This window comes from Natronorubrum sulfidifaciens JCM 14089 (assembly GCF_000337735.1).
Taxonomy (GTDB): Archaea; Halobacteriota; Halobacteria; order Halobacteriales; family Natrialbaceae; genus Natronorubrum; species Natronorubrum sulfidifaciens.
Genome location: NZ_AOHX01000029.1, coordinates 148,492 through 168,550, shown reverse-complemented (window position 1 = coordinate 168,550; position 20,059 = coordinate 148,492). Strand labels below are relative to the sequence as shown.

26 protein-coding genes are annotated in these 20,059 nt (G+C 63.5%); 19 read left to right on the top strand and 7 right to left on the bottom strand.

Annotation, left to right across the window (positions count from 1 at the left end):
• Positions 1-30: 30 nt before the first annotated feature.
• The 4 genes from C495_RS06440 (at position 31) to C495_RS06425 (ending at position 2,251) form a co-directional block, all read left to right on the top strand.
• Complete coding sequence (locus tag C495_RS06440) at positions 31-1,005, top strand: hypothetical protein (RefSeq protein ID WP_008161134.1); 975 nt, start codon at positions 31-33, stop codon at positions 1,003-1,005.
• Between the two features lie 144 nt (positions 1,006-1,149).
• The gene (locus tag C495_RS06435; protein WP_006066124.1) at positions 1,150-1,302 is read left to right on the top strand and encodes a 50S ribosomal protein L39e; all 153 of its coding nucleotides are present in this window, start codon (positions 1,150-1,152) and stop codon (positions 1,300-1,302) included.
• Between the two features lie 2 nt (positions 1,303-1,304).
• The gene (locus tag C495_RS06430) at positions 1,305-1,583 is read left to right on the top strand and encodes a 50S ribosomal protein L31e (protein ID WP_008161129.1); all 279 of its coding nucleotides are present in this window, start codon (positions 1,305-1,307) and stop codon (positions 1,581-1,583) included.
• Positions 1,584-1,585: 2 nt separating this feature from the next.
• The gene (locus C495_RS06425; protein ID WP_008161126.1) at positions 1,586-2,251 is read left to right on the top strand and encodes a translation initiation factor IF-6; all 666 of its coding nucleotides are present in this window, start codon (positions 1,586-1,588) and stop codon (positions 2,249-2,251) included.
• 135 nt (positions 2,252-2,386) lie between these two features.
• On the opposite strand, the gene C495_RS06420 is transcribed toward C495_RS06425, so the two are convergent.
• On the bottom strand, positions 2,387-2,704 hold the full coding sequence (locus tag C495_RS06420) for an ASCH domain-containing protein (RefSeq protein WP_008161125.1): 318 nt from the start codon (positions 2,702-2,704) through the stop codon (positions 2,387-2,389).
• A gap of 109 nt (positions 2,705-2,813) precedes the next feature.
• On the opposite strand from C495_RS06420, the gene C495_RS06415 reads away from it, so the two are divergent.
• The 5 genes from C495_RS06415 to C495_RS06395 all read left to right on the top strand — a co-directional run bounded on the left by C495_RS06415 (position 2,814) and on the right by C495_RS06395 (position 6,552).
• Entirely contained in the window at positions 2,814-3,761 is a 948-nt protein-coding gene (locus tag C495_RS06415; RefSeq protein ID WP_008161123.1) for a DUF6159 family protein, read from the top strand.
• 123 nt (positions 3,762-3,884) lie between these two features.
• Positions 3,885-4,058: a 50S ribosomal protein L18Ae gene (gene rpl18a / locus C495_RS06410; protein ID WP_008161121.1), complete on the top strand. Its 174-nt coding sequence runs from the start codon at positions 3,885-3,887 to the stop codon at positions 4,056-4,058.
• Positions 4,058-4,504, top strand: coding sequence for a prefoldin subunit alpha (pfdA, locus tag C495_RS06405; protein ID WP_008161119.1), 447 nt, complete (start codon positions 4,058-4,060; stop codon positions 4,502-4,504). Before rpl18a ends, pfdA begins: the two co-directional genes overlap by 1 nt.
• Before the next feature lie 21 nt (positions 4,505-4,525).
• Entirely contained in the window at positions 4,526-5,836 is a 1,311-nt protein-coding gene (gene ftsY, locus C495_RS06400) for a signal recognition particle-docking protein FtsY (protein WP_008161116.1), read from the top strand.
• Between the two features lie 134 nt (positions 5,837-5,970).
• Positions 5,971-6,552: a hypothetical protein gene (locus tag C495_RS06395; RefSeq protein ID WP_008161115.1), complete on the top strand. Its 582-nt coding sequence runs from the start codon at positions 5,971-5,973 to the stop codon at positions 6,550-6,552.
• A gap of 101 nt (positions 6,553-6,653) precedes the next feature.
• On the opposite strand, the gene C495_RS06390 is transcribed toward C495_RS06395, so the two are convergent.
• The gene (locus C495_RS06390) at positions 6,654-7,013 is read right to left on the bottom strand and encodes an SHOCT domain-containing protein (protein ID WP_008161114.1); all 360 of its coding nucleotides are present in this window, start codon (positions 7,011-7,013) and stop codon (positions 6,654-6,656) included.
• 84 nt (positions 7,014-7,097) lie between these two features.
• Between C495_RS06390 and C495_RS06385 the strand changes: the two genes are divergently transcribed.
• The 4 genes from C495_RS06385 to thiM all read left to right on the top strand — a co-directional run bounded on the left by C495_RS06385 (position 7,098) and on the right by thiM (position 10,370).
• Entirely contained in the window at positions 7,098-8,150 is a 1,053-nt protein-coding gene (locus C495_RS06385; protein ID WP_008161112.1) for a phosphatase PAP2 family protein, read from the top strand.
• A gap of 55 nt (positions 8,151-8,205) precedes the next feature.
• Entirely contained in the window at positions 8,206-8,808 is a 603-nt protein-coding gene (locus tag C495_RS06380; RefSeq protein WP_008161110.1) for a GNAT family N-acetyltransferase, read from the top strand.
• Positions 8,809-8,869: 61 nt separating this feature from the next.
• Entirely contained in the window at positions 8,870-9,538 is a 669-nt protein-coding gene (thiE, locus tag C495_RS06375; protein WP_008161108.1) for a thiamine phosphate synthase, read from the top strand.
• Complete coding sequence (gene thiM / locus C495_RS06370) at positions 9,531-10,370, top strand: hydroxyethylthiazole kinase (protein ID WP_008161107.1); 840 nt, start codon at positions 9,531-9,533, stop codon at positions 10,368-10,370. Before thiE ends, thiM begins: the two co-directional genes overlap by 8 nt.
• Before the next feature lie 30 nt (positions 10,371-10,400).
• Here thiM and C495_RS06365 read toward each other — a convergent pair whose 3' ends face one another.
• Positions 10,401-11,036 carry a ferritin family protein gene (locus tag C495_RS06365; RefSeq protein WP_008161105.1) on the bottom strand — a complete coding sequence of 212 codons (636 nt, stop codon included), beginning with the start codon at positions 11,034-11,036 and terminating at the stop codon, positions 10,401-10,403.
• A 176-nt stretch (positions 11,037-11,212) separates the two neighbouring features.
• Here C495_RS06365 and C495_RS06360 point away from each other — a divergent pair, with 176 nt between their 5' ends.
• Complete coding sequence (locus C495_RS06360; RefSeq protein ID WP_008161103.1) at positions 11,213-12,430, top strand: polysaccharide deacetylase family protein; 1,218 nt, start codon at positions 11,213-11,215, stop codon at positions 12,428-12,430.
• 51 nt (positions 12,431-12,481) lie between these two features.
• A complete protein-coding gene (locus C495_RS06355; protein WP_008161101.1) occupies positions 12,482-12,919 on the top strand; it encodes a DUF2391 family protein in 438 nt (145 codons plus the stop codon).
• A 285-nt stretch (positions 12,920-13,204) separates the two neighbouring features.
• On the opposite strand, the gene C495_RS06350 is transcribed toward C495_RS06355, so the two are convergent.
• Positions 13,205-14,071, bottom strand: a complete 867-nt coding sequence (locus C495_RS06350) for a sulfurtransferase (RefSeq protein ID WP_008161099.1) — start codon at positions 14,069-14,071, stop codon at positions 13,205-13,207.
• 285 nt (positions 14,072-14,356) lie between these two features.
• Here C495_RS06350 and C495_RS06345 point away from each other — a divergent pair, with 285 nt between their 5' ends.
• Positions 14,357-15,157: a sulfurtransferase gene (locus tag C495_RS06345; protein ID WP_008161096.1), complete on the top strand. Its 801-nt coding sequence runs from the start codon at positions 14,357-14,359 to the stop codon at positions 15,155-15,157.
• Positions 15,158-15,185: 28 nt separating this feature from the next.
• Here the strand turns inward: C495_RS06345 and C495_RS06340 are convergent, their stop codons facing one another.
• Positions 15,186-15,407, bottom strand: coding sequence for a type II toxin-antitoxin system HicB family antitoxin (locus C495_RS06340; protein WP_008161094.1), 222 nt, complete (start codon positions 15,405-15,407; stop codon positions 15,186-15,188).
• A gap of 122 nt (positions 15,408-15,529) precedes the next feature.
• Between C495_RS06340 and C495_RS06335 the strand changes: the two genes are divergently transcribed.
• On the top strand, positions 15,530-16,912 hold the full coding sequence (locus tag C495_RS06335) for a signal recognition particle protein Srp54 (RefSeq protein WP_008161093.1): 1,383 nt from the start codon (positions 15,530-15,532) through the stop codon (positions 16,910-16,912).
• Between the two features lie 95 nt (positions 16,913-17,007).
• Positions 17,008-17,979: a hypothetical protein gene (locus tag C495_RS06330; RefSeq protein WP_008161091.1), complete on the top strand. Its 972-nt coding sequence runs from the start codon at positions 17,008-17,010 to the stop codon at positions 17,977-17,979.
• A gap of 182 nt (positions 17,980-18,161) precedes the next feature.
• Here C495_RS06330 and C495_RS06325 read toward each other — a convergent pair whose 3' ends face one another.
• Both C495_RS06325 and C495_RS06320 read right to left on the bottom strand, forming a co-directional pair.
• Positions 18,162-18,587, bottom strand: a complete 426-nt coding sequence (locus tag C495_RS06325) for an RNA-binding domain-containing protein (protein WP_008161089.1) — start codon at positions 18,585-18,587, stop codon at positions 18,162-18,164.
• The gene (locus tag C495_RS06320) at positions 18,584-19,204 is read right to left on the bottom strand and encodes an AAA family ATPase (protein WP_008161087.1); all 621 of its coding nucleotides are present in this window, start codon (positions 19,202-19,204) and stop codon (positions 18,584-18,586) included. Before C495_RS06320 ends, C495_RS06325 begins: the two co-directional genes overlap by 4 nt.
• 416 nt (positions 19,205-19,620) lie before the next feature.
• Here C495_RS06320 and C495_RS17845 point away from each other — a divergent pair, with 416 nt between their 5' ends.
• Entirely contained in the window at positions 19,621-19,905 is a 285-nt protein-coding gene (locus tag C495_RS17845; RefSeq protein WP_161605557.1) for a hypothetical protein, read from the top strand.
• The last annotated feature ends 154 nt before the right edge of the window (positions 19,906-20,059 follow it).

The window sequence follows — 20,059 nt, the reverse complement described above, 5'->3', positions numbered from 1 at the left end:
GATGGCAATCGGACTCGCCGGCGATCAGTCGTGACAGCGTCGCTTCGGACACGGTTGTCCACATCTGGAACGGGAACCCTCGTCAGTCGCCGAGAGCTACTGGCATCGATCGGCGGCGCGGTCGCCGTCTCGCAGACGACCCGCGGTGTCGCCGCACAGACTCTCGGCGACGGGCCGCTTCACATCCGTGTCTACCCCGGACCAGTGGCACTTCGGGCATGGCTTCGATACGGGTTCGACGGTATCCGGGACAACTGGCCGCCGCCGTTTCGAGACGCGTTTGCGGCCATCGAGGACGCCGTCGACCAGATCCTAACGTACGCCCACGAGCGCGATCGGCTCGAGGGACTCGAGGCACATATCGAGCGCGCCAGACTGGTCCAGTTTCCGCTCTCGGCGACACCACTATCCTCGGAAGCCGTGTTCCCGTCTCGAGAGACCGTCCTCGAGGTCTTTCGCGACCAGCTTCGAGAGCGAAACGCCCTCACTGGGTCGACCTGTCACGTGCTTCTGTGCTGGGCACCGCTGAACTACCGGGTGGGCTACGGCGGGACGCTGTCGCCGAACGCGATCGTCGGTGCCGAGATCGACGGGACGGCCGGTGACGCGGGAACCGTCGCGAATGTCGGCGCAACCGAACTCTGGGACTCGCGGGCGGTGACGAGAAATATGGCGATTCACGAGACGCTTCATCCGTTTCTCCCGTCGGCGATCGTCGAGGATGTCGGCGGCTCTCGCTGTTCGCATGACCTCGGAACCGCAGTCCGAACCGACGAGAACACGCTGCGTGTCTCGCCGATGGCGACCGCCTACGCCGGCCCGGACGAGTTCGGTGGTGGCACTCGGTGGCATGGCCGCGGCTGTGGCAACCACGACGCGTTTCACCGCCACGACGGCTACGAGGGCATCGACCACTGGACGTATACGACCGAACTCAGCGAGGCGACCCTCGAGGCCGTCACGCGCACGCTCGAGCGGCTTGCCGGGCAGGAACCGTGGCGCTGACGAACTGCAATCGCGCTCTCTCGGTAGCTTCACAGGAGTCGCGATTGTCCCAGTACTGACGGGGAGGCGTCCGTATGAGGCGATACTGCGTGCGTCTTCGAGATGGACAAGATTTTATGCCACCGCGGGCTACGTCCGGCTACTATGGGTAAGAAATCGAAGGGCAAGAAAAAGCGTCTTGCCAAACTCGAGAACCAGAACAGCCGCGTTCCGGCCTGGGTCATGATGAAGACCAACATGGAAGTGCAGCGAAACCCCAAGCGACGCAACTGGCGGCGCAACGACACTGACGAATAACGATGAGTGCAAGTGATTTCGAGGAACGTGTCGTTACCGTTCCACTGCGCGACGTCAAGAAGGGAGCCAACCACGAGGCCGCCGATTACGCGATGCGACTCATCCGCGAGCACCTCGCCAAACACTTCGCGGTCGACGAGGACGCCATCCGTCTGGACCCCTCGATCAACGAGGAAGTCTGGTCGCAGGGCCGTTCCAACCCGCCACGGAAGCTTCGTGTCCGCGCGGCTCGTTTCGACGAAGACGGTGCGGCTGTCGTCGAGGCCGAGGTCGCCGAGTAAATTTGAAGCGTCTCGCTTTCGCTGGGTCGGCGTACATCGGCGTCTTCGCTCGCGCGACCGACTCGTGCGTGCTCGTCCGCCCGGACGTCGACGACGATGCCGTCGCTGACCTGACCGACGAACTCGAGGTGCCCGCAATCTGTACGACCGTCGGTGGCTCCTCGACGGTCGGTGCGTTAGCGACAGGAAACGAGAACGGACTGCTCGTCAGTGCCCGAGTTCTCGAGTACGAACGCGAGCGACTCGAGGAGGAAGTCGATCTCCCCGTCGCAGAGCTTCCGGGAAAGATCAACGCCGCCGGGAACGTCGTCCTCGCGAACGACTACGGCGCGTACGTCCATCCCGACCTCCCGCGGGAGGCCGTCCAGATCGTCAAAGACACCCTCGAGGTCCCCGTCGAACGTGGCGACCTCGCCGGTGTCCGGACCGTCGGCACGGCCGCGGTCGCGACGAATTCAGGCGTGCTCTGTCACCCGAAAGCAACTGACGAGGAACTCGACACCCTCGAGGACGCACTCGACGTCCGAGCCGATGTCGGCACCGTCAACTACGGTGCCCCACTCGTCGGCTCCGGGCTCATCGCAAACGACGCCGGCTACGTCGTTGGTTCGGACACCACCGGACCGGAACTGGGCCGGATCGAAGACGCACTGGGCTATCTGGACTAACCGGTTTCGTCCGGCCCGCTGTGTTCGTCGATGCTGATTGCCCAGCCGCTTTTTCCTCGTGATGCTCCCCTGCGCAGACTCTCGAATCGACCTGTCACGCACAGCAGTGTCGATCCAACGCGGGGGCCTGAGACCCTACGCCGAGTGCCGTTCAAACCGGTGTAAGACGACCTCGCTGTCGTCGTCCCACTCGAAGTTGTCGTGGGCTCGCTCGAGGAGCCCGCGGTAGGCCTCGAGGTCGGCCATCCCTTCGGCCCGGGCGTCCTCGTCGGTCAAGTCGCCGAGTGTGCGCTCGGTCACGTCGGTGACCTCGAACGTCGTCTCCTCGATGGTGAACGTATCGCCGACGTCGGCGTACTGGTGGCCGCGATGGATCTGGGTGACCTCGCCGTCGAGCGCCTGGGTTTGCATGCGCTCGCTCGGTAACAGTTCGGTTGGCTCGAGTTCGCTCATAGCGGTTGATACGACGCCTCGAACAAAACCGTTTGGCCAAACGCGGACGGTGTGTCAGCGCTGAAACCAGTCGTCAAGGCTTATAGTTACTGCCATTGATCTTTCAGCCATGTCCCTCCAATCAGTGTTCGATCGATTCAGAAACGGGTTCGCGATCGCCAAGTCATCGTTCGGCGTCCTCCGGCGCGAGAAGTGGTTGCTCGTCTTCCCGTTGCTGTACGGACTCGTCTGGATGACCGGACTGGTCGTCCTCGTCGCCGGACTCGTCGCAGTGTTGTTCGGTGCCACGTTCGGACTCGCGCTGCTCGAGCAGGTCGCCGGTGTCTCCGGCGGCGAGACGATGATGACGATACTCGGTGTCGTCGTCTCGTTTCTGGTGATGTTCGCCGCGACGTCGGTTGCGACCTTCTTCAGCGCTGCACTCGTCCATTCGGTCGGGACTCTGTTCCACGATGAACCGACCAGTCTCCGCGACGGACTTGCTGGTGCTTGGGAGTCCCGACGGACGATCCTCACGTGGGGCGTCGTCGGTGCGGTTGTCGGCCTGATTTTTCAGGCTCTCGAGAGTCAGGACGGCTGGGGTGCCCAGCTCGTCAGAGCGATCGCTGGCGCGGCCTGGTTCATGATGACGTTTTTCATCGTTCCCGTCATCGTCTTCCAGAACGGTGGCGTTCGAGCGTCGTTACGGAACAGCGTGAGCCTGTTTCGCGACACCTGGGGTGAGGCTGGTGGGATCAGTCTCGGGGTCGGATTGGTGACGGTCTCGCTCGGTGCGCTCGTCGCTGCTGTCGGGATCGGCGCGCCACTGTTGCTGGTCGCAAACCCGGGTCCCGTGCTCGTCTTCACGGTCGTCCCGACCGTGGTGGCGCTTGGCGCACTCGTGGTCGTCCATATCGCCGCGACGGCGATCGCGAAGACGGCACTGTACCAGTATGCGACCGACGGCGAGTTGCCACCTGAGTTCGACGGCATCGACCCCGACCGGATCGTTACACGAAAACGCGACTCGAGTGCACTGTCGGGCGGCCCATCGGGCCAACAGCCCGGCCAGATATAGTCGCTCGTCCGTTTTCGGCCACGAACGACCCTTACGGTGGTCGATTCTCACACCACTCTTCTGTCACCGGACTGGCTCCGACAGAAGGGAAGATTCTTCCGACTGCCTGCCGGAGGAATAGCCATGAGTCAATTTACGGTCACTGGCCAGTTCAAAAGCCGAGACGGCTACGCGCCGTTCGAAACGACGATCGATGCGGAAAACGAGAACGTCGCCCGCGAACACGTGCTCTCCCAGCTCGGGAGCCAGCACGGACTGAAGCGAACCGAGATCGACCTCGAGGAGGTTAGCGAATAATGGGTCAGCAGCAACTCCAGCAGCTCTCCCAGGAGCTCCAGCAGATCCAAGAAGAGATCGAAGAACTCGAAGCAGACGTCGAAGCGATCCAGCAGCAGAAAACCGAGACCGACGAGGCTATCGACGCGATCGAAACCCTCGAGACGGACTCGACCGTGCAGGTCCCACTCGGTGGCGGGGCCTATCTTCGCGCGACCGTCGAGGACATCGACGAAGTGATCGTCGAACTCGGCGCGGACTACGCCGGTGAGTTCGAGCAGGACGACGCCGTCGACGCCCTCGAGAACAAAAAGGAGAACCTCGACGACCGCATCGACGAGGTCAACAGCGAGATCGCCGAGCTCGAGTCCGAGAGCACGGAACTCGAGCAGCAGGCCCAGCAGCTCCAACAGCAGGCCATGCAACAGCAGATGCAGCAGATGGGTCAGGGACAGGGCGACGAGTAACGTCGGCTCTGTATCGTTACCATGTTCGATAACCTGAAGAAGAAACTCGGGAGCTTCCGGAAAGACGCTGAAGAAGCCGCCGAAGAGAACGTCGAGGAGGTCGACGAGGACGACCTCGAGGACGAAGCGGCCGCCGACGTGGACGCGGACGCCGATGCGGCAGCCACAGCCGAGCCGCCGGAAGCCCCTGACACTACCCCTGATGCGACCGAGGCCGATGTCGACGCTGTGTCGTCCGAGGACGAGCCAGCGCCGACACCCGACCCGGCAGCGAGCGCCGAGTCTCCCGTTCAGGAGGAGCCATCGTCGGCTCCCGGCCTCGAGACCGACGAAGCAGATTCGGAACCGGCCGACGAGCCGGAACCAGCGATGGACGAGGCCGACGCGGATGCCGAGCAGGAGTCGGCCGACGACGCCGATGAGTCGGACGACAGCTCCAACTCGACCGGCTTCGGTGCCAAAGCTCGCTCGCTCGTCAAGGGGAAGTTCGTCATCGAGGAAGAGGACCTCGAGGGCCCGTTGCACGAACTCGAGTTGGCGTTGCTCTCGAGCGACGTCGAGATGGGCGTTGCCGAGGAAATTCTCGACAACATTCGCGAGGAGCTGGTTGGCGAGACGCGGACGTTTACGACCTCGACGGGCGAGGTCGTCGAGGAGGCACTACGCGATGCCATCTACGACGTGATCAGCGTCGGCCAGTTCGATTTCGACGAGCGCATCGCCATCGAGGACAAGCCGGTCACGATCGTCTTCACCGGCGTCAACGGCGTCGGGAAGACCACCTCGATCGCGAAGCTGAGCCGCTACTTCGAGGCGCGTGGGTACTCGACGGTGATGGCCAACGGCGACACCTACCGCGCCGGCGCCAACGAGCAGATCCAAGAACACGCCGACGCGCTGGATACGAAACTCATCGCCCACGAGCAGGGCGGCGACCCCGCCGCCGTGTTGTACGACGCCGTCGAGTACGCCGAAGCGAACGACATCGACGTCGTCCTCGGCGACACGGCGGGTCGACTCCACACCGACGAAGGACTGATGGACCAACTCGAGAAGATCGACCGAGTCGTCGGTCCCGATATGACGATTTTCGTCGACGAGGCCGTGGCAGGACAGGACGCAGTCAACCGCGCCCGTGAGTTCAACGACGCGGCGGCGATCGACGGTGCGATCCTGACGAAAGCCGATGCGGACTCAAACGGCGGGGCGGCGATCTCGGTCGCCCACGTCACCGGGAAGCCGATCCTCTTTCTCGGCGTTGGACAGGGCTACGACGACATAGAGCGGTTCGACCCCGACCAGATGGTCGATCGACTGCTCGCAGACGAGTAGCGCCACGTCCGCGTCGATCACCGAGCAGCCCGCGTTCCGTTTTGTCCGATCGACGCCGGCCGATCACCGTCGACTGTCTCCCCGAGTGATGTGAAAGGCAAAACATACATACAATAGATAATTGACATTCGAGTATGCGCACACCCCGTTCCCGACGCGCCCTCCTCACTACTGGGGTCTCGGTTGCTGTCGCGCTTCCCGGCTGTCTCGAGACCCAACTCTCGAGTACCGACGACCCGAACGAATCCAGCGTCGTCGCGCCAGCGGCGTACGATTGCGCCGAGAGCGATCGACCCCACCCACCGGACCCGGTCCCTGATGACGCGATCGAGCCAGGTGTGTATCCGTCGCGACCGGTGTCGCTCGCCGAGGCTGGCGATCAGTACGTCCTCGAGTTCGAGCGAGCCTACCGACGAAACGCGTTCCTCGCCGAGTACGGCTCGGAGACACGAACGTTTGACTTTCGGTTTCAGACCCAACAGATGGACGTCCTCGAGTCGGACCCGGAGCGAGACGCCGTCCTGGTTTCGATCGTGTACGATCTGACGACCGCGATCGGACAGCTCCCCGAATCAACTGAGCGAGACACACGCGTCACCTACTACGCCGACGAAACCGTCGTGCTTCGAGCACCGTACACCGGTGGGCTCGCCGATGAGCCGTCGTTCGATCCAGATCCTCGAGACGCCGGCGAACCGGTCGTCTGCTTCGAGTAAGCGAGTCCGTGTCACCGGGTTCGTTGTGAGCCATACAGACTGCTGTCGTCACTGACCGCTGATCGCCGGCCCCACATCCGTGATCGGGACAGCAGACCGTATCAGTTGTTTTCGTTCCGTGTCTGGAGCCGCTGTCGTCGTTCCTCGAACTCCTCGTCTGAGAGGTCGCCGCGGGCGTACGCCATGCGGAGTTCCGCAAGCGCGGGGTCAGTGTCGTCCCCGGTGGGAGGACGGACCGCACGATACAAAAGGTAGCCGAGAGCGGCGATGACGCCGAGTGGAAGCAGCCACAGGACGAGCCACGAGCTGCCCGTCCCGTTCCACATCCCGCCGTCACCCATGTGTCCCCACCCCCACAGTCCCATCATCGGCAGCATGAACACCATCATGAGCAACGGCACGAGGACGATCAGGGCGGCGATGAGCAGCAGGCTTCGAAGAAGTGTGTCATCTTCGGACATACTAGTCACACACTCGGACACTCCGTGAAGGTTACGGCGTGACAAGGCGGTATCCATTAGTGTCTCGTCCCTGTACGACCCGTTATGAGCCGTGGTATCGGCGAGTTCGGCCCGATTCAGGAGCTACTTCCAGAGTGGGCGGCGGTGCTCATCGCGTTGGTGACGCAACTCGGCGATGTCTGGTTTCTCGCTCTCCTCGTGGGTGGCTTCTACTGGGTCCACACAACCAAACGCGAGGACGCAGCCGTCGTTATCGGGCTCACACTGGCTGGACTCTCGCTGATTACCGGACTGAAACACGTGTTCGCCCTTCCGCGACCGGGTCAACCGCTCGTCGAGCTCGAGGCGCTCCCGTGGATAATTCAACCGCTGTACGAAGCGACGGCGATGGCCAGCGGGTACGGCTTTCCGAGCGGCCATGCGCTCATGACCACGATCGTCTACGTGACTCTCGCTCGACGCCTTTCGATCGGGACGCCACGCCGGCGCCTGCTCGCTGCGGCGACGGTCATTACGCTCGTCTGCTTCTCGCGGGTCGCACTGGGGCTCCATTATCTCGTCGACGTCGTTGCCGGCGTCGCAACCGGCCTCGCGTTTCTGTTCGTGGCTGAGAGACTGCTCGAGCGGTATTCGACCGAACAGGGAACGACTGCGTTCTCGCTGGCGGTCGTTGTGAGCGCGGTCGCAGTACTCGCAAGCGATGGCGATCCGGACGCCGTGTTGTTACTCGGGAGTGCACTCGGTGTCTTTGGCGGCTGGCAATGCATTCAATTCGGCCACGACGTCTTTGCCGACGATCGCCCCCGAAGCGTGGCCCGGTCGCTGCTGTTGCGAGGGAGCCTCGCGCTCGTTGCGTTCGCGCCGCTGATCGCTGCCCTCGAGTTGTTCGGGCTATTTTCCCTTCCCGCAGCCGGCGGCGCGCTCGGGCTCGCCCTCGGTGTGTTCATCACGGTTCCGGTGTTGACCCATTCCGAACGCGCACGCAGGGTCGCTCGAGCACTCTCCTTCTGGCTCGCCGTGGCTGGTGCTGGGGTTCGGTATCTGCTCCGCCCGTCGACGTGGCGACGCGGCTATGCTGTCGGTCGCCAGTATGCGGGTCGGCTCCGACGGTGGATTCGGACACAGCGGGCGGGCTAGGATCGACGGCTCCGTTCCACGTCTTTATGATCGTCCGTCAGCATCTCATATCGTGATGGCTGCACCTCGGATTCGGATCGCGACCCCGGCCGATGCCGATGCGATTCGAGAGATTTACGCTCCGTTTTGTGACTCGACAGCGGTTACGTTCGAAGAAACCCCACCGACCGTCGCCGAGATGGCTGATCGAATCGACTCGACGCTCGAGCGCTATCCCTGGCTCGTCTGTGACCACGCTGGCGAGGTCGTCGGCTACGCCTACGCGGGGCCACTGCGAAAGCGCCGCGCCTACGAGTGGGTCGTCGAACTCTCCGTCTACGTCGCCGACGACGCCCGCCGGTCGGGTGTCGGGCAGGCGCTGTACGAGTCGCTGTTTGCGATCCTCGAGCGACAGGGATACTGTGATGTCTACGCTGTGACGACGCTTCCGAACCCTGAGACGGTTCGGTTCCACGACCGGATCGGCTTCGAACGCGTCGCCGACTTCCCCGCGATGGGCTACACGCAGGGCGCGTGGCACGACGTCGCCTGGTGGCGACGGTCGATCGCCGAGAAGTCTGCCGACCCGGACCGGCCGACGCCGGTATCGGCGGTGCGCGAGTCGCCCGACTGGGACGCGCTGGTTCAGGCAGGGATGGATCGCCTCGAGTTGTCGTAGTGGAATTGGGTCTATTCGCCCGATCGAAGCCACTTAGTGGCTCAGTTCCGCTGGTCTGTACATGAATCCCGCGACCTACGGAACCTATCTCGTCACGCAGGCGTCGGTGTCTGCGGGCCGGGAGACGACTGAGATCGTCGAGGCGGCGGTCGACGGCGGCATCGACGTCGTCCAGCTTCGGGAGAAAGCGACCGACGCCCGGTGGCGCTACGACCTCGGCCTCGAGGTGCGCGAACTCACTGCCGAGGCGGGCGTCGATCTAATCGTCAACGATCGCGTCGATATCGCGCAGGCAATCGACGCCGACGGCGTCCATCTGGGCCAGTCGGATCTGCCCGTCGCGGTCGCGCGGGACTTGCTCGGCCCTGAGGTAGTGATCGGCTGTTCGGCCTCGACGGTCGACGAGGCGACGCGGGCCGAAGCCGACGGCGCGGACTACCTCGGCGTCGGCTCCGTCTACGGGACGACCTCGAAAGACGTCGAGGCGGACAGAGCCGGCGTCGGTCCCGAACGGATCGCCGACATCTCGACTGCGGTGTCGATCCCAGTCGTCGGTATCGGCGGCATAACGGCCGAAAACGCCGGCCCGGTCGTCGACGCCGGCGCGGTCGGGGTGGCCGTCGTCTCCGAGATCACCGCCGCCGAGGACCCATGTGCGGCGACCGACTCGCTCGCGGCGGCCGTCGAAACTGCGAAGGCCGTGGGAGACACACCCCCACACGATGGCTAGCCCGCTTCCAGCCGCCGTCTCCGGTGACGACCTCGCGTCGTCGCTCGAGGCGATCGGTGAAACGACGCCACTCGTCCAGCACCTGACCAACACCGTGACGATGAACGATGTCGCGAATCTCACCCTCCACTGGGATGCGCTGCCGGTGATGGCCGACTCGCCGGGCGATGCGGGCGAGATGGCTGCCGGTGCGGCCGCACTCTTGTTCAACACGGGACAGGTCCCCGAGGGAAAAGTCGAGGCCATGCACGAGGCTGGCGCGACCGCGGCCGACCGTGACATTCCAGTCGTGCTCGATCCCGTCGGCGTCGGCGCAACGCCGACCCGAAAAGCGGTCGCCGAAGCCCTCCTCGAGGACCTCGAGTTTTCGATCATCAAGGGCAACTACGGCGAGATCAGCGCGCTCGCGGGCGTCGAAGCCGAGGTTCGGGGCGTCGAATCCGTCGGCGAGTACGCAGAGATCGAAGACGCAGCCCAGTCGCTTGCTGATGCGACCGGCGCGACGGTCGTCGCGAGCGGCGTCGAGGACGTCGTTGCAACCGCCGACGAGGCGGTTCGCATCACGGCTGGCCACGAACGGCTCTCCGAGGTCGTCGGCACCGGCTGTATGCTCGGTGCCACACTCGCTACGTTCCGTGGCGCACTCGAGGACGCTACGACGGCTGCCGTCCACGGCACGCTCGCGTTCGGGCTCGCCGGGGAGCGTGCGGCCGAACGCGACCACAACGGGCCGGAAAGCTACCGGACGAACTTCCACGATACCGTCGCCGGACTCTCGCCGGAGACCGTTTCGGACCTCGACCTCGAAAATCGGATCGAACACGTCGCCTAACCCGCGAGAGCATCCTGACTCGAGGGCCGATCAGCAGACCGGCTTCGGGTTCGCGCCCATCGCCTCGAGGGTGTCGACGTACTCGTCGTAGGCTGCTTCGATCGCGCCGGCTGCGGCCGCCTGCGCGCGCTCGTAGTCGTCGTCGCTGTTACAGACGTCCTCGAGCAGGTCCTCTGCGCGCTCGAGTTGGGCCTCGAGGTCCTCGCCGAACGCCCGGAAGACGCCGGCCGTCTGCGGGTCGGCATCGCCGACGAAGTAGCCGACGACCTGTTCTTTCGAACGCGTGCTCGCGAGGATGCGGCCGATAAACGCGCCGGTGCGCTCGACCGTCGACTCGAGGGTACGCAGGTACGTGTGGAGAGCCGGCACCTCGTCGGGTTCGTACTCCTCGACATCGAGGTGCTCGAGGACGGTCTCGTAGTGGCTCTGCTCCTCGGTGGCCGTGGTCTCGAAGACCTCACGGGCGCTCTCGTGGTCGTCGCTGTCGGCCCACGCCTCGAACGTCTGCCAGGCCGCGTGTTCGGCGTCGGCGGTCGCCCGGAGGACGGGTTCGGTGTCGATATCGCCGCCAGTGTCTGCATACAGCGATTTCGACGACCCGAGCCGTGAAAGTGCGGTCTGGTTGGCTTCCCGTACAGCCTCGACGAACGCCTCGGAATCGGTCATATCGCCCGTTTCGTCCGGCCTCGAGTTAGCTCTGTCGCGACACGAGATATATCGATGGCTCGTTCTCAGTGGCATGATAGGGTGCGACACGCCCGTGGATAGGCCACGGTTACGCTTCCGAGCTGAACCGTCACTGGGACATAACAATCACCGACAGTCGAGTGCTCTCGATCTGAATGAAACGACGCATGTATCTCACGACAGCAGCTGCAGCGATGGTGGCTGGCTGTTCTGCACTGAGCGATTCCGAAACCGCAGACGAAGACAGCGATGCTGACGACGATCGCGACGGTTCGTCGGATTCGATCGACGAAGAACTGGGCGCGTTCGACGACTTCGAGGACCTCTCGTTGTGGACCGTGATGGAAGGGACGCTCACAGCCGATCAAGAGCGGGTGTACACCGGCACCCAGTCCGCCCGAATGGACGCCGCCGCATCCGACGAGCGTCTCATGATTAAGCGGGAATTCGACACGCCACGAGACCTCTCGAGTGCGTTTCCCGCGCTGGCGTTTGCGAGCGATCACGACGTCACTCCGGTCGTCCAGCTGACGGACACCGACGGCGACCGACTGCTGCTCGAGTGTGCCGTCAACGCGGCCGGTCCGTTCGTCCACCGTGATCTCGGGATCGCTAACGTCGTCGGCGAGCCCGACCTCCGTGACATCGAACACACCAAGATCTCCGTCTGGGCCGGCGACCGCGAGCTGTCGCTGTGGTGTGATGATTACCGCCTCGTCGGGCGACCCGACACCGGGCGCGTCCTGTTTCAGTTCCCCGATGGGTACGAGTCGGTCGCCACCGAAGCCGCCCCGATCCTCGACGCCCACGACTATCCCGCGACGGTGTTCGTCAACACCGACTACGTCGATGGTGAGGACCGACTCTCGCGTTCCGACCTCGAGTCCTTGCAGGACGACGGCTGGACGATCGCCAGCCAAGGTGCCGACAACGCGCCACTCACACAACGGGACGCAGCCGGACAGGAGGCCCAGCTTAGCAGCGCCGTCACGTGGCTCGACGACCACGGCTTCGACAGCGCCTCCTTCTCGTACCCACTCGACGACTACGACGAGTCGGCGCTCGAACTCGTCGACGAGTACCACGACCTCGGCTTCGTCGGCGGCTTCGCGGGCCATGGCCACCTGACGAACCCGGCGCTTGCCCCTCGAGCCACCAGCCCGGACGCCGACGAAGTGGCCACCCTTCTCGAGTGGACCGCCGAGTACAACACGATCACGACGCTGTCCTACCGTGACCTCGAGGGCGACACGTATGGTGCCTTCGAGGCCGCCGTGTCGATGGTTGCAGACCTCGATGCGGAGGGCGAACTCGAGGTCGTGGTGCCGGATGACGTCGTCTCGGACAACATCGCCGACTCACACGTTCCGTGAGCTGTCGTTCGTATCGGGCGTTATTTCACCCGTGGCTGGGTAGCGTCCAGCATGAAATTCCGCCGTCCACCACGGTTCCGGCTGGCTGATTCCGCCCAGCAGGTCGTCGGTGGCTTCCTGCTTGCGGGTCCGTTCGTTGTGACCGAGGAGGTCTGGGATCTCGCGACGAACATGAGCCTCCTGCAGGCACTGATAACGATCTGTCTCGTCGCCGTGATTGGCTATGCAACCCTGTACAAGGCCGATACGACGCGTGACCCGGACGTCGAGCGAGATGTTGCCGGGGTTCCGATCCGGTTTCTCTCCTTGCTTTGTGTCTCCTTTGGCTCGGTGCTCATCCTTGCGCTCCTGTTCGATGCGCCCGATACGTTCCTCGAGACCAACCAACTGAGTGCCGAGGGACTGTTGGTCACGTTCAAAGCTGTCAGCGTCGGCTCGGTGTTCAGTGTCGTGGGCGCGGCGACAGCCGACAGCGTCTTCTCGAAGTAATCAGGCCTGCATATCACTCGAGTACGACTATCTACAACCGAAGGGTGATGGCACTTCTTGTGGGTTGGCGCTTGGCCTTTTCAGTCACTCGGCCTCGCCTTGCTCTACGGCTCACTCCGTTCGCCGTTTCGCCTCGAGGCCGACTCTTTTTAAGTTGTCGCCCTCGCCTTACTCGCGGGCGACGCCCGCTCGCTTTTTCGAGGCCTCGGTCGCTTTGCTCACTCGGCCTCGCCTTTCTCCACGGGTCGGCTTCGCCTCCCCGTTCCGCTACGAGGCCGACTCTTTTTACTCGTCGCCCTCGCCTTTCTCTATCGGGGCATTGACAAGATTCCCCCACTCGGTCCACGACCCGTCGTAGTTGACGGTGTCCTCGTAGCCGAGCAGTTCGTGCAGGGCGAACCAGGCGACCGACGAGCGCTCGCCGATGCGGCAGTAGGCGACGGTCGTCTCGTCGCCGTCGATACCCTCGTCGGCGTAGAGTTCCTCGAGTTCGTCACGCGATTTGAAGGTACCGTCGTCGTCGGTGACGGCGGCCCACGAGATGTTCGTCGCGCCGGGGATGTGGCCGCCGCGTTGGGCGGTCTCTTGCAGACCTGGCGGGGCAAGGATCTCGCCGCTGAACTCCTCTGGCGAACGAACGTCGACGAGTGGGACGCCACGCTCGATCGCCTTTTCGACGTCCTCGCGGTAGGCGCGGATGGTCTCTCGCGGGCCGGCGGCGTCGTACTCGACGGCCGAAAACTCCGGGACCTCGTCAGTCGTCGGATACTCGTGCTCGAGCCAGTACTCGCGGCCGCCGTCGAGCAGATAGACGTCCTCGTGGCCGTAGTATTTGAACTGCCAGTAGGTGTAGGCGGCGAACCAGTTGGCGTTGTCACCGTAGAGAACGACTGTCGAGTCCTCGCTGATGCCGTGACTCCCGAGTAGGTCCTCGAAGTCCGCTTTGGTCAGGACGTCCCGCGTGGTCTGGTCTTGCAGCTGGGTCTCCCAGTTGAACCCGATCGCGCCGGGGGCGTGTTCCTCCTCGTAGGCTTCCGTGTCGACGTCGACCTCGACGAGTCGATACGCCGGGTCGTCGTCTTGGAACTCCTCGAGATGGTCTTCAACCCAATCGGCGGTGACGAGTACGTCGTTGGCGTAGGTCGTTGCCATACACGATCCGACGTCTGCCAGGGTCATAGGGCAATCCCAACCGGTTAATTCGGACGCCGGTCGACCGTGGCGGAGACTGTTGCCGCTACTTCGAACGGCCCGAACCGGCGCGGTTCGACAGCCTGTGCGCCGTCGTTCGAATCCGTCCGCTCACCGATCGCAGATAGCGTGTCTCTGTGCTAACAGCTCTCGACGTACCGGAGAATGTTACCGAGAACTCGGTACCGAGGGGAGTGGTGCCGGGATCAGTGTGTTCTCGAGGCCGGCGCTCGAAGGGGTCGCCTAATGGACGACTCCATCGTCGTTACCCCCGACTGGCTCGCACCACGCCTCGAGGACCCACAGTTACGTCTCGTCGACGTCAGAGACGCGTGGGAGTACGATGGTATCGGGCACGTTCCGGGCGCTGTAAGTATCCCCTTCGATCGCTACCGCGACGACAGCGATGTCGATCGCGGGACGCTGCCGGGTGCTGACGCCTTCGCCGAGTTGCTCTCGAACGCCGGAATTGCGCCCGAGGACACCATCGTCGCCTACGACGACACCCACGGTGTCTTCGCCGCCCGCTTCGTGCTGACGGCCCTCGAGTACGGCCACGACGACGTTCGCCTGCTCGACGGCGACTACAGCGCCTGGAACCGCGACTACGAGACCACGAGCGACGTCCCCGAGATCGAGCCGACGAGCTACGACCCCAACCCGCTCTCCCCCGAAGAGAGTCCGCTCATCGGCTTCGATGCCGTCGAAGACGCCCTCGAGCGCGGCGCGCTGTTCGTCGACACGCGCGACCGTGACGAGTTCGAGGCGGCCCGTCTGCCGGGCGCGGTCCGGTTCGACTGGCGAGAAGCCGTCGACGACGAGACGCGCGGGCTGAAACCCGAATCCGAACTCGAGGCCGTCCTCGAGTCGGCGGGCATCACGCCCGACCGCGAAATCGTCCTCTACTGCAACACCGCCCGGCGAATCAGCCACACCTACGTCGTGCTCCGGGCGCTTGGCTACGAGACCGTCGCGTTCTACGAGGGGAGTCTAACGGAGTGGCAGGCACGCGACGGCGAGGTCGAGACGGGACCGGTCGCGACGTGATTGGCTCGGCGACTGCTGTCCAACAGTATTAGAGCCAGTCGTCGCCCGGATCGTCGTCGGTCGCCTCGGTGTAGGATTCGACTGCGGCGGCGAGGTTTGCGAGGGCCTCCTCGGGGGTCTGTCCCTGACTCGAGACGCCAGTGACTTCGTCGTCGGCGATGTGGAGGCCGTGGTCATTTTCCCGCATCGTCACGTCTGCGTCCTCGAGTGCGTCGTACTCGGACGGATCGACGTCTGCGTCGGCGGTCATACGTTCGTGTTGTCTCGGTCGGTTGAAATACGCTCCGGCGCTGTCTCGAGGTCGGTTCGCGCCGTCGTGCGGAGTGAGCAGTAGAAAAAGCCTTTAACGACGTCGTCCCGTACATCGAGCAAATGGTACTCGACGATCTCGGCAGTTCTCTGCGGGGCACTTTGGATAAACTCCGTGGGAAGTCACGGCTCAGCGAGGAAGACATCGAGGAGATCGTCAAGGAGATCCAGCGCTCCTTGCTTTCGGCTGACGTCGACGTCTCGCTCGTGATGGAGCTGTCGGACAACATCAAAGACCGCGCACTCGAGGAAGAACCCCCTGCCGGCACGCCGGCACGCGATTTCGTCCTCCGGATCGTCTACGAGGAACTGGTCGATCTCATCGGCGAGTCGACCGAGTTGCCACTCGAGGAACAGACCATCCTGCTTGCTGGCCTGCAGGGGTCGGGGAAGACGACCTCCGCTGCGAAGATGGCCTGGTGGTTCTCGACCAAGGGGCTTCGTCCCGCGGTGATCCAGACGGACACGTTCCGGCCCGGTGCCTACGAGCAGGCCCAGCAGATGGCCGGTCGTGCCGAAGTCGACTACTACGGCAACCCCGACAGCGAGGACCCCGTCGAAATCGCCCGAAAGGGCCTCGAGGAGACCAGCGAAGCCGACGTTCATATCGTGGACACGGCGGGTCGCCACGCACTCGAAGACGACCTGATCGACGAGATCGAGCAGATCGAAGGCGTTGTCGAGCCCGACACCTCGTTGCTCGTGCTCGACGCAGCGATTGGGCAAGGTGCCAAAGACCAGGCCCAGCAGTTCGACGAGTCGATCGGCATCGACGGCGTCGTCATCACCAAACTCGACGGGACGGCGAAAGGTGGGGGTGCGCTGACAGCGGTCGACCAGACCGATTCGTCGATCGCGTTCCTCGGGACCGGCGAGGAGGTCCAAGACATCGAACGCTTCGAGCCCGACGGCTTCATCTCCCGGCTGCTCGGCATGGGCGATCTCGGCCAGCTTGCAGAGCGCGTCGAGCGCGCGATGGAGCAGACCGAGATAGAAGACGACGACTGGGAGCCCGAGGACATGCTTTCGGGCCAGTTCACCCTCAATGACATGCAAAAGCAGATGGAGGCGATGAACAACATGGGGCCGCTCGATCAGGTCATGGACATGATCCCCGGCTTCGGCGGCGGGATCAAAGACCAACTCCCCGACGACGCGATGGACGTCACCCAAGAGCGAATGCGCACGTTCAGCGTCATCATGGACTCGATGACCGACGCCGAAAAAGAGTACCCGAAAGCCATCGGCGCGAGCCAGATCGAACGCATCGCCCGTGGCTCGGGCACCAACGAAGAAAACGTCCGAGAACTGCTCCAGCAGTACAAGATGATGGAGAAGACGATCAAGCAGTTCCAGGGCATGGGCTCGGAAAAGGAGATGCAGCGCATGATGAAGCAGATGCAACAGCAAGGCGGTGGCGGCATGGGCGGGATGGGGCCGTTCTGAGACGGTCGTTTGCCGTTTGGCGGCCGCGTTTCGATTGTTCGGCGCTCGAGGATGCCACTACGTTCATACGTTTCTAGACGTATGCTCGAGTAACTATGCACCGTCGACAGTATCTCATGCGTGCCGGCGTCAGTGCCGGCGCGGTGACCACGCTCGCGGGATGTCTCGGCGAGCTCACTGACAGCGATGATGGCACCGGCAGCGAGGGCGCTGACCGAACCGGCGAGCGGGCACTCGACCGCGCGACGGGACGCCTCAACGAAGCAGCGCTCGCGTTACAGGTTGACGACTCCATCGACGACCCGGAAGCGATCGACTTCGATCCCGCGGTGCCGAACGACCTGATCGACGAGGCACGCGACTATCTGGACACCGCCGCGGCCGAACTGGACGAGGACCACCAGTCCGACGTCGAGGGACTGCGGACGTACGCCGACATCCTCGAGGGACTGGTCGTCGTGACCGACACGGTGACCGACGAGACGCTCGCCGATGACGTCGACGCCGTCTCTGCGGTGATCGACGGGGACGGCAACCACGAGGACGCGTCCGACACCCTCGACGACCGAACGGCGCGACTCGAGACGGCACAGACGCGATACGACGCGGCCGCAGCCGACTTCGACTCGTTCGAACAGGAGCGTTTCGAGGCGCTTGCACGGATCGACTATACGGACCTCGAGGACGGAATCACCACGCTCGGCGACGTGCTCGACTCGTTCCGGACGCTCAGTGCGGGGTTCGAGTCGATGCTCGAGGGGTACGACGCGCTCGAACAGGGCCAGTCGGCCGTCGACGACGAGGACTACGAGCAGGCACGGCCCCTGTTTGCCGACGCCGAGTCGGCGTTCGAGACGGCGACGACGACGTTCGACGACGAGGAGCCGCCAAACGGACTCGTCTCGTACTTCGAGACCGCTCGCTGTCAGAGCGCCCATCTGACGGCCGCGGCAGTGGCTTTTGAAGAGAGTGCTGCCGCGGCTGCAGCCGGCGACCCGCTCACGGCAGCCGAGTACCGGGAAGCCGGCGACCGTGACCTCGAGGCTGCCCGCGACTGCTCGCAGTAACGCGACTCCTGTCACATAGGTTGTTGTAAATGTGACAAGAATAGTCCGTATCAGTCGTCGGCCTCGTCGTGTTCGTAGGCGACGCCCGCTGGCATTTCCGAGGCCGCGTTCGAAACGTTTACTCGCCCTCGCCTTGCTCTACGGCTCATCGCCGTTTTGCCTCGAGGCCTCGGTCGCTTTGCTCACTCGGCCTCGCCGTTCTCGATTGGACGGCCGTCTTCCGTCGGCGGCGCGATGTGGTCGATATACTCCTCAACGGTTGGGTCTTCGACGCGCACGCGGACGCTGATCTCGCCGAGTTCGTCCGGTTCACCGACCGAGAAGTTCACGCGATCCTCGAACGCAGCCTGCTTTTTCAGCGCGAACGAGACGGTCTCACCCTCCCGGTTTGAAAAGAACTCGCCGCGGGCGGTGTCGAGGATCTCCTGTTTGTGCAGGAGTTCCGAGAAGTGGTCCATCGCGTGGGCTTCGGCCCTGATCTCGCCGAACTCTTCCTCGATGTCGGCGTTCGGAAAGATGTTCGACACGGCGTCGACGACGCGACTGGTGACCTCCGTATCGTAGACTGGTGCCGTGATTTCGACGTCCACGCGGTAGATCTCTGTCATGGCTGGTTGACTTCCGTGTTCGATTCGGATTCAGGTGTCGGTTCCGATTCCTCCTCGTCGCCGGCCTGTCCGGCTTCGTCCCGAATGATCGTCCGTACTCGGTCGTGAAACGCCTCGAGTGAGTCAGTGTTTTCGACGACGATATCGGCCTGATCCATCGCGTCGTCCATGCCGAAACTACGCTCGCGGTCGTCGCGGGCCGCCAGCCCTTCGCCGCCGTCTGCCGCGCTTGCATCGCGACCACGGGCGTCGATACGCTCGGCACGCATCTCGAAGGGAGCCTCGATACTGACGAGCGTAAACGCCTCGCCGAAGCGCGCATCGAAGATCTCGACCTCGGCGTCCGAGCGAATGCCGTCGACTAACACCGCCTCGTGGTTCTCGAGTCGGTCCTCGATCATCGGCAGTGAGCGCTGGGCGATCGCCGTCGGCCCGTTCTCGTCGCGCAGTGCCTGGGCGACACTCCCGTGGTCTTTCGTTGGATCGAGACCGCGGTCGGCCGTCTCCTGACGGACGACATCGCCCATCGTCACCACCGGGATGCCGTGTTCGCGTGCGACGGTGGCTGCTTCGCTTTTCCCGCTGCCGGGAAGCCCCACTGTTCCGATGACGTGCATTGCTCGAGGATACCGGCGAGACGTGCATAAACGCTGTGTTCGCCGCCGCAGCGATCATCTCGACTGTGTGCTCGAGAGCATCAGTTGCACTCGCCGAAACGTCGTTAGGGCCGGTGTATCCCCGTGTGGTCCGGGACAACTGTCCGAGTAGGGCTCGAGCAACTGTCGCGGTGAACAGAACCGACCCGTCAATGTTGCATTGCTCGAAGCGGTGAGTGATTGCACAAAGACCAACAGCAGTCACGGCTGCAACTATCTGTTTTTCAGGACTGAATTCTCGATAATCCGTCTGAAGTCGAACTGATAATCAAAACGGACGCTCTGTATTATTTGACAGTCACTCGCTGGAACACATGCACGCTATGACCGAATCACGACTCAACCGGCGCCGGTTCACCAAGGTCGTCGGTGTTGGTATGATCGCGGCAGTCGCCGGCTGTATGGATGACGATGAAGACGATACCGAGGAGGAAATTGCCGACGACGGAGACGGTGATCTGGGAGTTGACGATAACGACGACGATGAGCTGGGTGATGAGGGCGACGATGACGAACTCGAGGACGAGGATGACGACGACGAGTTCGGAGATGAGGACGACGACGAACTCGAAGGCGAAGATGACGATGCGTTTGGCGATGAGGACGACGATGAAGACGATGACGGAGACGACGAGGACGAGTTGGACGACGAAGACGACTAAACGCGGCGAGTGACGCCCAGCGGGACTCCTCTTTTTCCAGCGACACAGCTACAACAGCCACCGCACGCACTGCAACCCGATCGTGCGACGGCTCTGCGATGTGGAACTCGTCTCAGCTGCGACTCGAGAGCGCGTCGACTGTTGGAACCGGTGA

Bases quoted from the DNA above. Each gene is read 5' to 3' on its own strand.
- C495_RS06435 (WP_006066124.1), top strand. From the start codon at position 1,150: ATGGGTAAGAAATCGAAGGGCAAGAAAAAGCGTCTTGCCAAACTCGAG.
- C495_RS06430 (WP_008161129.1), top strand. From the start codon at position 1,305: ATGAGTGCAAGTGATTTCGAGGAACGTGTCGTTACCGTTCCACTGCGC.
- C495_RS06420 (WP_008161125.1), bottom strand. From the start codon at position 2,704: ATGAGCGAACTCGAGCCAACCGAACTGTTACCGAGCGAGCGCATGCAA.
- C495_RS06415 (WP_008161123.1), top strand. From the start codon at position 2,814: ATGTCCCTCCAATCAGTGTTCGATCGATTCAGAAACGGGTTCGCGATC.
- rpl18a (WP_008161121.1), top strand. From the start codon at position 3,885: ATGAGTCAATTTACGGTCACTGGCCAGTTCAAAAGCCGAGACGGCTAC.
- pfdA (WP_008161119.1), top strand. From the start codon at position 4,058: ATGGGTCAGCAGCAACTCCAGCAGCTCTCCCAGGAGCTCCAGCAGATC.
- ftsY (WP_008161116.1), top strand. From the start codon at position 4,526: ATGTTCGATAACCTGAAGAAGAAACTCGGGAGCTTCCGGAAAGACGCT.
- C495_RS06395 (WP_008161115.1), top strand. From the start codon at position 5,971: ATGCGCACACCCCGTTCCCGACGCGCCCTCCTCACTACTGGGGTCTCG.
- C495_RS06390 (WP_008161114.1), bottom strand. From the start codon at position 7,013: ATGTCCGAAGATGACACACTTCTTCGAAGCCTGCTGCTCATCGCCGCC.
- C495_RS06385 (WP_008161112.1), top strand. From the start codon at position 7,098: ATGAGCCGTGGTATCGGCGAGTTCGGCCCGATTCAGGAGCTACTTCCA.
- C495_RS06380 (WP_008161110.1), top strand. From the start codon at position 8,206: ATGGCTGCACCTCGGATTCGGATCGCGACCCCGGCCGATGCCGATGCG.
- thiE (WP_008161108.1), top strand. From the start codon at position 8,870: ATGAATCCCGCGACCTACGGAACCTATCTCGTCACGCAGGCGTCGGTG.
- thiM (WP_008161107.1), top strand. From the start codon at position 9,531: ATGGCTAGCCCGCTTCCAGCCGCCGTCTCCGGTGACGACCTCGCGTCG.
- C495_RS06365 (WP_008161105.1), bottom strand. From the start codon at position 11,036: ATGACCGATTCCGAGGCGTTCGTCGAGGCTGTACGGGAAGCCAACCAG.
- C495_RS06360 (WP_008161103.1), top strand. From the start codon at position 11,213: ATGAAACGACGCATGTATCTCACGACAGCAGCTGCAGCGATGGTGGCT.
- C495_RS06355 (WP_008161101.1), top strand. From the start codon at position 12,482: ATGAAATTCCGCCGTCCACCACGGTTCCGGCTGGCTGATTCCGCCCAG.
- C495_RS06350 (WP_008161099.1), bottom strand. From the start codon at position 14,071: ATGGCAACGACCTACGCCAACGACGTACTCGTCACCGCCGATTGGGTT.
- C495_RS06345 (WP_008161096.1), top strand. From the start codon at position 14,357: ATGGACGACTCCATCGTCGTTACCCCCGACTGGCTCGCACCACGCCTC.
- C495_RS06340 (WP_008161094.1), bottom strand. From the start codon at position 15,407: ATGACCGCCGACGCAGACGTCGATCCGTCCGAGTACGACGCACTCGAG.
- C495_RS06335 (WP_008161093.1), top strand. From the start codon at position 15,530: ATGGTACTCGACGATCTCGGCAGTTCTCTGCGGGGCACTTTGGATAAA.
- C495_RS06330 (WP_008161091.1), top strand. From the start codon at position 17,008: ATGCACCGTCGACAGTATCTCATGCGTGCCGGCGTCAGTGCCGGCGCG.
- C495_RS06325 (WP_008161089.1), bottom strand. From the start codon at position 18,587: ATGACAGAGATCTACCGCGTGGACGTCGAAATCACGGCACCAGTCTAC.
- C495_RS06320 (WP_008161087.1), bottom strand. From the start codon at position 19,204: ATGCACGTCATCGGAACAGTGGGGCTTCCCGGCAGCGGGAAAAGCGAA.
- C495_RS17845 (WP_161605557.1), top strand. From the start codon at position 19,621: ATGATCGCGGCAGTCGCCGGCTGTATGGATGACGATGAAGACGATACC.